This is a genomic window from Microbacterium arabinogalactanolyticum, assembly GCF_030268005.1.
GTDB lineage: Bacteria > Actinomycetota > Actinomycetes > Actinomycetales > Microbacteriaceae > Microbacterium > Microbacterium arabinogalactanolyticum.
In genome coordinates this window covers 1,461,336-1,473,301 of record NZ_BRZC01000004.1, presented here as the reverse complement: position 1 = coordinate 1,473,301, position 11,966 = coordinate 1,461,336, and the positions used below count along the sequence as shown (strand labels likewise).

Here is an 11,966-nt window from a genome sequence, read left to right as displayed (position 1 = left end):
CGCCTGCGGACGCGCCCGCGTTCCCGGCCCCGGCGGCTCCGGCTCCCGTGCCGGCCGAGACCGGCCCGACGCCGATCGAGACGGTGGCCGCGCGCCTGGGCTCCGTGCCTCCCGTCGCGCCGGCCCCCGCCGAGCTGGCATCCGCGCCGCAGGATGCGACGCCCGCTGCCGTCCCCGTCACGGCGGAGAACCCGGTCGCGCCGATGGCAGCGCCGACCGCGTCCGCACCACTCGTCACGGACCCCGACGACGACGACATCGAGTCCACGCGCATCAGCGTCCCCGGTCACCGCCTGGTGTTCACCTGGGACGACGGGCAGCGTGCGACCGTCTCCGGGCGCACCGTGTTCGGCCGCAACCCCGAGGAGCGCGACGGCGCGGTCAATGTCGCCGTCCGCGACGAGACCCGTTCGCTGTCCAAGACGCACTTCGAGGCCGGGGCCGACGCCCGCGGCGGCTGGGTGATGGACCGTCAGTCGACCAACGGGACCGTGATCGTGCGCGAGGGCGTGCGCATCGCGTGCCCCCCTGGTACTCGCGTGCCCCTGCGTCTGGGGGATGCGCTCGAGATCGGCGACCGCATCGTCACCGTCGGAGGTTACGTGTGACCGCGCCGATCCTGACCGCCAGCGGCCGCTCCACCGACGTGGGGGCCCGCCGCAAGCTCAACGAGGACTCCCACCTGGCGAACGCGCCGCTGTTCATCGTCGCCGACGGCATGGGCGGGCACGACGCCGGCGAGATCGCCAGCGCCACGGTCATCGAGCACTTCTCGGCCCTGGTCGGCCAGGACGCGCTCTCGATCGCGCAGGTGCGCGACACCCTGGCATCCGCTCGGGAGGCGGTCGGCGCCATCGGCCAGCACGGCTCCGCGGGCGCGGGCACGACCCTCAGCGGCGTCGCGGTCGCCACGGTGGACGGACTCGGCTACTGGCTGGTGCTGAACATCGGCGACTCCCGCACGTACCAGTTCTCGAACGGTGAGCTCGAGCAGATCACCGTCGACCACTCCTACGTGCAGGAGCTGATCGAAGAGGGCGAGATCACCCCCGAGCAGGCCAACACCGACCCTCGGCGCAACATCATCACGCGTGCGATCGGCGCGGGCAGCGTCGGCGACGCCGACTACTGGCTCTTCCCCGCCGAGCGCGGCGACCGGATGCTGGTCTGCTCCGACGGGCTGACCACCGAGGTGTCCGACGAGCGCATCGCCGAGGTGCTGGGCAGCGAGCGCGACCCGCAGCGCGCCGCGGAGATCCTCACCGCGGATGCGGTGCGAGCGGGCGGCCGCGACAACGTCACGGTCGTGATCGTCGATGCGCTGACGGTCGCGTCGGTGCGGGGCATCCACGTGCAGGCCGATGAGGACGAGGACCTTGCCGACACGCGCCCGCGCGCGGCGGCGGATGGAGGAATGCGATGAATGACGTGATCTATCGTCCCGGTGAATGGCAGGTCGTCGTCGAGGACGCGGGCATCGCCGCGCTGCCCGCCGACGCCGGCGCCGACAAGGTCGTGGCGCTGTCCGAGATGCTGCGCAGGGGCGTGCCCGCGCTGACCGAGGTCATCGACGTGCTCTCCGGCGGCGCCATCACAGGCCTCGGGTCGTTCGCGGTCGCCCTGATCGGCCCCGGCGGCACGCGCTTCGCCGTGCGCGGCGCGGTGACCGTGACCACCGGGCTCGACGAGGGCTTCTCCGGCGAGGACATCACCACGTGGAGCGAGCGCTACATCGCGGGTGAGCCGCGGTTCGAGATCCGCATCGGCGACGCTCCGGATGCCGTGGAATACCCGATCCGCTCGGGTGTGGTGCTCACCTCGGGCGTCCGGGTGGGGGAGCCGTTCACGGTCCCCGAGCCCGAGGCCGTGCCGGAGGAGGACGCTGACGCCGCTCTCGTCGTCGACGGCGAGCAGACGGACGATGCCCCCGAGGCCGACGCTGAGGCGCTCGAGGAGGCCGGGGACGGCCCGGAGGGCGAGCTCGAGGGCGAGACGGCTTCCGACGGTGAGCAGGCGATCGAGCAGACGGATGACGTCGCCGAGCCGGAGGACGCTTCGGACATCGCATCCGAGGACGCAGCGTCGGACGAGGTGTCGCCTGAGTACGCAGAGGTCGCCGAGCCCGAATCCGCCGAGGAGCCGGCATCCCAGCCTTCCGCCCCCGACGCCGACGGCACGGGGGTTTCGGAGACGATCACCCCGGACCAGATGCTGCTGGCACGCGCCGCGGCCGATGACGCCGCTCCCGCGCCCACAGTGGAGCCCGAGCAGGCCGCACCCGCCGAGGAGCCCGACCTGGGTGCGACGATCACACCCGACGTGGCCGCCACGATCGCGCCGCACGCCGCGGACGAGGACTCCCCGCACGTCGCCGAGACCATGGCGGGCTTCGTCACGCCGATCCCGCCGGCACCCCCGCTCCCTGCTGCCGCACCGCAGGACGGCGTAACCGACGACATCGGCGACCACGACGGCGCGACGATCTCGCTGGCGGAGGCCCGGCGCCTGCGCGCCGAGGCCGCGACCTCCGCACCCGACGCGCCGACCGAGGCCATCCCGGTCTTCGAGAACGCGCCCGCGGCGGCATCCGGCGCCCGCATCCGTCTCTCCACGGGCCAGGTGGTCGATCTCGACCGCACGGTGATCATCGGGCGCAAGCCGCGCTCCACCCGCACCAGCGGCAGCACCATGCCGCACCTGATCGCGGTGGACAGCCCGGAATCCGACATCTCCCGCAACCACCTCGAGGTCCGCCCCGAGGGCGACTCGGTCGTGGTCATCGACCTGCACACGACCAACGGCTCCACCCTGCTGCGTCCCGGCGCCGACCCGGTGCGCCTGCACCCGGGTGAGCAGACCCTGGTGCTGCACGGCGACGTCATCGATGTGGGCGACGGCGTGACCGTCACCGTCGAGGAGCTGCGATGACGCGCGCTCCCTCTCCGCCTCCCGAGCTGCAGGGGTTCGAGTACCTCCGGCCGCTCGGGACCGGCGGGTTCGCCGACGTGTTCCTCTACGAGCAGCAGCTGCCCAAGCGCGAGGTCGCGGTCAAGGTGCTGCTGGCCGATCGGCTGAGCGCCGGTGCTGCGGAGGAGTTCACCAACGAGGCGAACGTGATGGCGATGCTGTCGACACATCCCGCCATCGTCACGATCTACCAGGCCGGCGTCGCCGCAGACGGCCGCCCGTACATCGTGATGGAGTACTGCCCCAAGCCGAACCTGCAGGTGCGCACCCGCAAGGAGCCGTTCTCGGTGGCCGAGGCGCTGCGCGTCGGCGTGCAGGTCAGCGGCGCCGTGGAGACCGCGCACCGGGCGGGCGTGCTGCACCGCGACATCAAGCCCGCGAACATCCTCGTCACGGTCTACAACCGGCCGGCCCTCACCGACTTCGGCATCGCGTCGACCACCGCAGCCGACAGCGAGGCCGCGGGCATGTCGATCCCGTGGTCGCCGCCGGAGTCCTTCGCCGAGAACCCGACCACCGGCGTGCGCACCGACGTGTACGCGCTGGGCGCGACGGTGTTCACACTGCTCTCCGGCCGCTCGCCGTTCGAGCGCAAGGGGGAGCGCAACTCCAGCGCCGATCTGATCGAGCGCATCGAGCGCATGGCCGTTCCGAAGGTGGATCGCGCCGACGTGCCCGACAGCCTGCAGGCGGTGCTGGCGCGGGCGATGGCCAAGCGGCCCGAGGACCGCTACCCGAGTGCGGTGGCGTTCGCCCGTGCGCTGCAGAAGGTGCAGATCGAGCTCGCGCACTCCGTGACCCCGATCGACATCGTCGACGAGCACCCCTCGCACGAGGAGCTGGAGGACGACGACGACGGCCTGACGCGCGTCCGCGAGGTCCGGTCGATCAACCCGGACACGCAGTCGGCCACCCGCCCCTCCGCGACCACGGTGCGAAAGCAGCCGAGCACGCCCGACGTGCCGCGCTTCGACCGTCCGTCGGCGGATGCGCTGGAAGAGACGCAGATGCGCACCCAGCGTCGCGGAGCCGCCGCGCCCGCGACCGCCGAGGCCGATGACGACGACGCCACGGTGCTGCGCGGCGGACCCAAGGTGGTCGCGCCGCACGCTCCGGCCGCCGTCCAGGCGACCCAGGCGGATGCCGTGCAGTCGGGCGCCTCGGCATCCGACGATCTCTTCGAGACCGGACGCCGCCGCGGCGGCATGCCGTGGTGGGGCTGGCTCATCGCGGCCGTCGGCGTCGTCGCCGTGGTGCTGGGCATCGTCTTCGCCAGCACGCTGGCCGGGGGACTGACGCCCACGCCCGACAAGACCACGGCAGCGCCGCCGCAGCCGAAGGACCCCATCGCGGGCCTCGTGCCGAACGTCGCCGATCTGAAGGGCACCAGTGATGCCGGTGTCGTGACGTTCACGTGGACCAACCCGGACCCCGAGGAGGGCGACTCGTACATCTGGTACGAGTACACCCTGGACGGGCCGGGTACTCTGCAGACGACGGAGAAGACCAGCGTCACCCTGGACGGAGCACGTACCGGGGCGACCTGCGTCGAGGTGCTGATCAAGAGGGCTGACGGGCGTTCCTCGCCCGATCCGGTCAGGGGGTGCGTGGGCTGATGGACATCACGGTGGAGTACGCGGGGGAGTACTTCTCCCTCGATCCCGACGAGCCGTTCCACGTCGGCAGGCAGGGCGACCTCGAGCTCGACGACAATCTCTTCCTGCACAGGAACTTCCTGGAGATCTCGAACACCGACGGGCTGTGGTGGCTGTCCAACGTCGGGGCGCGGCTCACCGCGACGGTGACGGACTCCTCGGGAGGAGTCAACGCCTGGCTCGCACCCGGTGCGCGGCTGCCGATCGTCTTCGAGCAGACCACGGTGGTCTTCACCGCCGGGCCGACCACGTACGAGTTCACGATCCACGCGAAGGGCCCCGCGTTCCGCATCGCGCCTCGCGAGGCGGCCGACGGCGGCCAGTCGACGATCGGGCACGTGCCGCTGACCGAGAGCCAGAAGCTGCTGATCCTCGCGCTGGCGGAGCCGGTGCTGCGTCGCGAGGGCACCGGGACGAGCGAGATCCCCAGCTCCGCCAAGGCCGCTGAACGACTGGGCTGGACGAGCACGCGGTTCAATCGCAAGCTCGACAACGTCTGCGACAAGTTCGACCGCATCGGCGTCCAGGGCATGCGCGGCGGGCAGGGCAAGCTCGCTACCAACCGGCGGGCGCGCCTGGTCGAGCACGCGGTGTCGAGCCGACTGGTCACCAGGGACGATCTGGCGCTGCTGGACGCCCCGGTCCTCGTCCCCGACGACGACGTCGACGCCTAGTCCGACGCACCGGTCGGCCGGACGCCGCAAGGAGCAGATCGAGCGCGCGATAGTGTGAAACGCGCGGTTCAACGAAAGCAGGGATTCATGTCGCCCCAGACGACGGCTGTCGCGCAGTCGCAGCTCGTGCGCCTCTCGGTGCAGTGGGAGTCCGAGCGCATCGATGTGGGCGTGCCCGGTGGCGTGCCGGTCGCGGAGGTGCTGCCGTCGCTGACGCGGCGTCTGCGGATGCTGGACAGCATGTCGGCGTCCGCCGGGTTCCGCCTCGTCAGGGCCGATGGCTCCGCCTTGGATCCCGACCGCACGCTCACCGCGCAGAACGTGCACGACGGCGACTTCCTCGTGCTCGAGCAGGGCGCGAGCGCCGCAGTGTCCAAGCGCTATGACGACCTGGTCGAGGCCGTCGCCGACGTCGTGGAGGAGAACGCGCCCGCCTGGTCGGTGCAGAACTCCGTGACCACGGCGACCGTGGTGGCATCCGTGCTGCTGCTGCTGGGCCTGGTCCCCGCGGTGTGGGCCTGGGTCGACTCCCGCTCGATCATCACCGCCGCCGGCGCCGGAGCCGCCGCCGTCGTGCTCATGATCTGCGCGCTCGTGATGGACCGCACCGGTGCGCCCACCCAGGCGTCCATGTCCCTCGCACTCGTCTCCTCGCTGTTCGCCGGGGTCGCGGGATACACCGCGCTGCCTGGCGGCCCGGGCTGGGGGCTGCCGATCGTCGTCGGCAGCGCCGCGATGCTGGTCTTCGGCGTCGTCACCATGCTGGCGCTGAAGAGCCGCCGCGAGTACGGGCTCATCCCGGTCGCCCTCGGCGTCGTGTTCCTCGTGATCGGTGCCGTCATCACCTGGTTCGGCGCGCCCGTCCCCGCGACCCTGGCCGCCGCGATGGCGGTCGCCGGCATCGCGGGCCTCGGCGCCCCGTGGATGGCGCTGGCATCCGTGCCTCTGCGCGTCGTCTCGGCACGGGACGACTCCGAGGTCTATGACGCACCTGCCCACATCTCGCCCGAGCAGGTCGCGAAGCTCTACGGCCGCGCGCACCGCTACCAGGTGTCGCTGCGCATCGCGCTGTGCCTGATCGTGCTGGTCGCGACCGTTCCCGTCGTCGCCTCCGGGTTCTGGGGTCTGCTGCTGTGCGCGGTGACCTACGCCGGCATGTTCCTGGGCACCAGGCAGGTGTACTCCCGCTTCGACATCGTGATCGTGGTCGCCGGTGTGCTGCTCGGCGTCGCCCTCGTGATCGTCGCGGCCGTCATCTCCCACCCCGGTTGGATCGGCGGCCTGGTCATCGCACTGGCCGTCGCGGCCGTCTGCGTCATCGTGATCGTGCTGCTCAGCTCGAAGGTGCGACTGGGTCTGACCCGCTTCGCCGACTTCGCCGAGTGGGCGACGATCGCCCTGCTGCTCCCCCTGGCCATCATCGCCGGAGGCTGGTTCTGATCCATGGCATCCAAGACCGAGCTGCTTCAGGCCCAGGCCTTCAACCGCCGTCGGCTCCAGACCGCGTTCACGAGTGGAGCGCCGGGCGGACGTGAGCTGCCCCCGGGCAAGCCGCTGCGCGGCGTGGTCGTCAGCATCGCCCTCGGCATCCTGACGATCATCGTCTCCCTGCTGATCGGCACGTTCACCGGCAGCCTGCCGAAGGACTGGAGCAAGGGCGCGATCATCGTCGTGCAGGGCGAGGGATCGCGCTACGTCGCCATCGGCGAGACGCTGTACCCGGTCAGGAACCTGGCCAGCGCCCGCCTGCTGAGCGGTACGACGAAGATCACGTCGGTGCCGGCGAGCAAGCTCGACGACATCAAGCGCGACCCCATGCCGGTCGGCATCGAGGACGCCCCCGACTACCTTCCCGCCCCGGATCGGCAGTACACCGGCGCCTGGCTCAGCTGCGTGGCCTCCGATGCGCCGCTGGAGATCTCGACCCGCCTGCTCGGCGACCGGCCGGGCGCGGCCAATCAGGCTGCGCTCGTGAAGGATGACGACGGCGGCTACTGGTACGTGCAGGGTGATCGCCGCTACAAGGTCGACAAGGAGAACGTGGCGGTCGTCGCCAGCGTCTTCCTCGGCATCGACGATGTGCGGGCGGTTCCGACGGTGTCGGCGCTGTGGCTCAACCTGGTCACGCCGGGGACGCCGCTGGCGGTGCACCTCGGCGGTGAGCTGAAGGCCGAGACGGGCACCGCGGGTCTGGTCGTCGGCCAGGCCGTGCAGACGCAGGCCGACGGCAAGGTCGTCGGCGAGTACATCGTGGACGGCAAGGGGCGGCTCGTGCCGGCCACGCCGTTCGCACGCCAGCTCCTCACCGCGTACGTCGGCATCAAGCCGGTGTCGATGACGGTCGCCGAGGCGACGGACCTCCGCGACGTGAACTCCGACGCGCTCCCGGGCGACTGGCCCAAGCGCGAGCCCGTCAAGCCCGAGAACCCGTCCGACGTGTGCCTGCAGATGCAGTCGACTTCGAAGGGCCCGGCCGTCTCGGTGACGAACAGCCCGCGCGACCTGGAGCCGGGGACGAAGGTCAAGCCGGGTGCCGGCGTGGCGGTCAGCGCACGCGGAACGGGCCAGGGGTCCACGTACGGCTTCGTCTCCGAGGCGGGCGTGTTCTTCCCGGTGGAGACCGCCACGGACCTGCAGCTCCTGGGATACAAGACCACCCAGGCAGTGACCGTGCCCGCCGCCTGGACGCAGCTGCTCGAGCAGGGCCCGACCCTGAGTCAGGCGATCGCGCAGAGGACGGCGCCGGGGCAGGCGAAGTGATGCGCGGGCGCGCTCTGCGCAGTGCGGCCGCTGCCGTCGGCGTGCTGGCGGTGCTCGGCCTGGGGCTCCCCGCCGGAGCGCCGGCCACGACGTCGACTCCCTCGGCGCCCGTCGTCGACGCGGATCAGCAGTGCACCCCGGCTCAGCGGCTGTTCACTCCCACGCCCAGCTACCTCGTCAAGCGGCTCGGCCTGGACGAGGCCTGGTCGCTCAGCCGCGGCAACGGCGTGACCGTCGCGGTGGTCGACTCCGGCGTCGACGCCGGGAACGCCCACCTGCAGGGTGCCCTGGTGCCCGGCTTCACGAGCTTCGGCAACGGTTCAGTGCCCTCCACCGCCGACGTCGCCGCGCACGGCACGGCCGTGGCCGGGCTCATCGCCGCCAGGCAGATCGACGGCTCCGGCGTGGTGGGCATCGCGCCCGAGGCGAAGATCATGCCCATTCGGGCGTTCGAATCCGCTCCCGAACCGGGCGGGTCCTCGCGAGACCTGGTGGTGCCGTCGGCGGCATCCGTCTCCTCCGGCATCCGCTGGGCGGCCGAGCACGGCGCCAAGATCATCAACGTGTCGCTGTCCGACAGCGGATCCGCCGACGTCTATCGCAGCGCCGTGGACTACGCCCACTCGCTGGGCTCGCTGGTGATCGCGAGCGCCGGCAACCGCAAGACCGCCGACTCGAACCGGCCGGATCCCACCAACTTCTACCCCGGCGAGCTCCCCGGCGCCCTCGCCGTCGCCGCGGTGATGAAGGACGGCACCTGGAACGCGGACTCCTCGTTCGCGGGCCCGCACGTCGACATCGCGGCGCCGGGGCAGTCGATGCCGACCGCCTACATCTCCGGCGGGGACTGCGTGCTCAACGCCGACTCCGCGTCGTCCAGCTACGCGACGGCGGTCGTCGCGGGCGCTGCCGCCCTGGTCGCCGCGCGCTTCCCGAACGAGTCGCCTGACCAGTGGGCGTTCCGTCTCACCCAGTCGGCCATGCGCGTGTCGCCCGGTGAGCGCAGCGACACGGTCGGATGGGGAGAGGTGCGCCCCGCCGCGGCACTGGCGCTCGCCGACGACGGGATGCTGCCCGGCCCGCCCTCGCCGGCGCACGGCACGCCCACGCCCTCTCCGGCCCCGACCCGGGTCGTCGACATCGATCCGGTGGCCGACCCGCTGGACCCCGCCCGCGCGATCGTGGGCTGGGGATTCGGGGCCGGGGCGACGATCTCGGTGATCCTGCTGCTGCTCGCCCGAGCCCGCTCCCGTCGCAGCAGCGACTGAGCCGGATGGGCAGCGCTGCATGGGGAGTCCTCCCCCTATGGCGCTCGGACGCCTCTTCGTAGGATTGCTTCAACGGTCCACGACAGTAGGGAGTCCCACGTGAGCATGGACATGGCGGATGCCGGTCGCCTGATGGCGGAGCTGCGTGAGACCGCAGCGGAGCTGCAGCGCGAGCTCAGGTCGGTTGCGACCGCAGCAGAGCAGATGACCCCGGTGACGGTCGAGGATGATCGGAAGGCCGTGAAGCTGACCCTCGCCAAGAACGGTGCGGTCGAGGCCCTCGTCCTCGACGAGGACTGGCGCGACACGATCGGCGAGACGGGACTCGGCGCAGTGGTGAGCCTGTGCTACCAGACCGCGCTCGGCAAGCGATTCGACCAGCTGATGGGGGGCTTCGAGGAGCAGGACGAGGACGACACCCCTGTCACGATCCCCGCGCCGCAGTTCACGCTGGGCGACCCCACGACGAGCTCGGCGGCGGAGGCGCGCAGCGAGATCCTCGAGGCGATCGACGAAGCGAGGGACCAGCGCGAGGCCTACCTCGAAAAGGTGAACCAGAGGGGCAGCCAGGTCCGGGACGCGGTCAACTCCGCGAAGACGGTCACGGTCTCGCGCCGCGGAACCACCATCACCGGAATCACTCTCGATGAGCGCTGGGTGCGCAACACGAACGACGGCATCATCGAGCGGGAGATCGTTCGCGCGATGAACAACGTCATGGTCATGGCGGCGAGTGACCGCCAGAACACGTACGAAGGCTTCCCGGCCGTTCAGAGGCTGATGGAGATGACCCGGGATCCTCAGGAAATGCTGCGCCGCATGGGCAGCATCCGCTGAGACAAGGAGCAGAGCAATGGGATTTGGAGATTTTCTCGGTGACGTCGTCGATGCGGTCTCTCCGGTCGACGAGATCGTCGATGCCGGCAAGAACATCATGGAGGGTGACCTCATCGGCGCGCTGGGCAACGTCGTCGACGCGGCCACCCCGATCGACGAGATCGTGAGCGCCGGGTCCCACCTCTTCGGAGGTCCGGACCTGGGCGTCTCGGACATCACCAACGACCTGCCGGACAAGCTGCCGGTGATCGAGGGGGAGTCCGCTCTTCCCGAGCCGTCGCCGCAGCCGGCCGCATCGTCGTTCGGCGAGGAGGGAAAGGTCGATGTCAAGACCGAGTACCTGCGCAAGGATGCCGGTCTGTGGGACGAAGCGGCGAACACCTACGGCACCATCGCCGGTGCGGCCGACGGTCTGACGATCGATGCGTCGGCGTTCACGTTCTTCGGCGTCGACGCGGCGCAGGCGTACGCGGACTTCCAGGTGACGATGGCGCAGCTGCTGCACAGTGCTCCTGACGCGCACAAGGGTTTCGCGGACTCCCTCCGTCTGACGGCCGACGACTATGACAAGACCGTCCAGAAGTCCGAGGAAGAGCAGAAGAAGAACGATCCCGGCAGCGCCAACACCAACAACAACACCGGTGGTGGCGGCGGTGGGGGCGGCGGCGGTGGTGGCGGTGGCGGCGGTGGTGCCGGCGGCAGCCTCGGCGGTGGCGGGTCGGTCGACGACCCGCGCGTGGACGGCTCGGTGGACGGCGACCTCTCTGCGGATGACGAGGCGCGCGCCGAGGCGGACGCCAAGGCCGATCAGCTGGACGCTCGTGCCGACGCGCTGGACAAGCAGGCGGACCAGGCTGATCAGCACGCCGACAAGGCGCAGGAGCAGGTCGACGCCATCGACAAGCAGATCGACGCGCTCGAGGCCAAGGCCAAGGAGCTCGACCAGAGCGCGACGAATCTCGAGCGGCAGGGGACCGAGCTCGACCTGAAGGCGCAGCAGCAGGATGCCGCCGGTGACCCGGCGGGTGCGCTGCAGAGTCGTACGGACGCAGCTGCACTGCGTGCCGACGCTGCCGCGCAGCGTGCCGAGGCAGCCGAGATCCGTGAGCAGATCGAGAAGCTCGAGGACTCGCGCGACGCCGCTGCCGACGAGGTGGCGGATGCCCGTGAGGACGCCGCAGAGCTGCGTGACAAGGCCGCCGATCTCCGCGACCAGGCGGCCGATCTGCACCATGAGGCCTCCGGGCAGGACATCGCCGACCACGGCGACAAGCCGATCGCCGAGGTCGGAACGGACGGCGGCGACACGCCTCCGACCACGGACGGTGGCACCGACGGCTCCACGGGTACGGATGGTTCGACCGGTACGGATGGTTCGACCGGTGCGGACGGCTCGACGGGCACCGATGGTTCCACCGGTGCGGACGGTTCCACCGGTACGGACGGTTCCACCGGTACGGACGGTTCGACCGGTACGGACGGTTCGACCGGCACCGACGGTTCGACCGGCACCGACGGTTCCACCGGCACCGACGGCAACGTCGATGGCGGCCGCGAGCCCGTGCCCGGCCCTGACGGCCGCATCGTGGGCGAGCCCCTTCCGGACGAGCGCCCCCGATTCGACGATCTGGTCGGCGACTCGCGACCGGATGTCCGCCCAGGACTCAATGTCGACGGGACCATCGGAACGCCCGCGGCGGAGTCGCACCTCTCGGCCTCGATCGATGCTGAGTCCCGCCCGCTGCCGGCTGACCCGGCGGCTCCGGCCTGGTCGAGCCGTCTCGGCAACTGAACGTGAACAGCAC

At 71.0% G+C, this 11,966-nt stretch carries 10 protein-coding genes; all 10 read left to right on the top strand.

Annotated elements, in window-relative coordinates; genetic code table 11:
* Positions 1-608: FHA domain-containing protein (locus MIAR_RS11420; protein ID WP_285635611.1), on the top strand; the 608-nt coding region annotated here is incomplete at its 5' end.
* Complete coding sequence (locus tag MIAR_RS11415) at positions 605-1,423, top strand: PP2C family protein-serine/threonine phosphatase (protein ID WP_285635608.1); 819 nt, start codon at positions 605-607, stop codon at positions 1,421-1,423. The genes MIAR_RS11420 and MIAR_RS11415, both read left to right, overlap by 4 nt.
* The gene (locus MIAR_RS11410; protein WP_285635604.1) at positions 1,420-2,928 is read left to right on the top strand and encodes an FHA domain-containing protein; all 1,509 of its coding nucleotides are present in this window, start codon (positions 1,420-1,422) and stop codon (positions 2,926-2,928) included. Before MIAR_RS11415 ends, MIAR_RS11410 begins: the two co-directional genes overlap by 4 nt.
* Entirely contained in the window at positions 2,925-4,583 is a 1,659-nt protein-coding gene (locus MIAR_RS11405) for a serine/threonine-protein kinase (protein ID WP_285635601.1), read from the top strand. Before MIAR_RS11410 ends, MIAR_RS11405 begins: the two co-directional genes overlap by 4 nt.
* On the top strand, positions 4,583-5,296 hold the full coding sequence (locus MIAR_RS11400) for a hypothetical protein (protein WP_425561580.1): 714 nt from the start codon (positions 4,583-4,585) through the stop codon (positions 5,294-5,296). Before MIAR_RS11405 ends, MIAR_RS11400 begins: the two co-directional genes overlap by 1 nt.
* A gap of 87 nt (positions 5,297-5,383) precedes the next feature.
* Positions 5,384-6,736 (top strand): type VII secretion integral membrane protein EccD, encoded by a 1,353-nt coding sequence (eccD, locus tag MIAR_RS11395; protein ID WP_285635598.1) that lies wholly within the window; start codon positions 5,384-5,386, stop codon positions 6,734-6,736.
* Between the two features lie 3 nt (positions 6,737-6,739).
* A complete protein-coding gene (gene eccB, locus MIAR_RS11390; protein ID WP_285635595.1) occupies positions 6,740-8,056 on the top strand; it encodes a type VII secretion protein EccB in 1,317 nt (438 codons plus the stop codon).
* Positions 8,056-9,324: a S8 family serine peptidase gene (locus MIAR_RS11385; protein WP_285635592.1), complete on the top strand. Its 1,269-nt coding sequence runs from the start codon at positions 8,056-8,058 to the stop codon at positions 9,322-9,324. The genes eccB and MIAR_RS11385 overlap by 1 nt, the downstream gene beginning before the upstream one ends.
* Positions 9,325-9,423: 99 nt before the next feature.
* A complete protein-coding gene (locus MIAR_RS11380; protein WP_285635589.1) occupies positions 9,424-10,161 on the top strand; it encodes a hypothetical protein in 738 nt (245 codons plus the stop codon).
* 16 nt (positions 10,162-10,177) lie between these two features.
* Complete coding sequence (locus tag MIAR_RS11375; protein ID WP_285635587.1) at positions 10,178-11,953, top strand: type VII secretion target; 1,776 nt, start codon at positions 10,178-10,180, stop codon at positions 11,951-11,953.
* Positions 11,954-11,966 lie beyond the last annotated feature (13 nt).

Bases quoted from the DNA above. Each gene is read 5' to 3' on its own strand.
- MIAR_RS11410 (WP_285635604.1), top strand. From the start codon at position 1,420: ATGAATGACGTGATCTATCGTCCCGGTGAATGGCAGGTCGTCGTCGAG.
- MIAR_RS11405 (WP_285635601.1), top strand. From the start codon at position 2,925: ATGACGCGCGCTCCCTCTCCGCCTCCCGAGCTGCAGGGGTTCGAGTAC.
- MIAR_RS11400 (WP_425561580.1), top strand. From the start codon at position 4,583: ATGGACATCACGGTGGAGTACGCGGGGGAGTACTTCTCCCTCGATCCC.
- eccD (WP_285635598.1), top strand. From the start codon at position 5,384: ATGTCGCCCCAGACGACGGCTGTCGCGCAGTCGCAGCTCGTGCGCCTC.
- eccB (WP_285635595.1), top strand. From the start codon at position 6,740: ATGGCATCCAAGACCGAGCTGCTTCAGGCCCAGGCCTTCAACCGCCGT.
- MIAR_RS11385 (WP_285635592.1), top strand. From the start codon at position 8,056: ATGCGCGGGCGCGCTCTGCGCAGTGCGGCCGCTGCCGTCGGCGTGCTG.
- MIAR_RS11375 (WP_285635587.1), top strand. From the start codon at position 10,178: ATGGGATTTGGAGATTTTCTCGGTGACGTCGTCGATGCGGTCTCTCCG.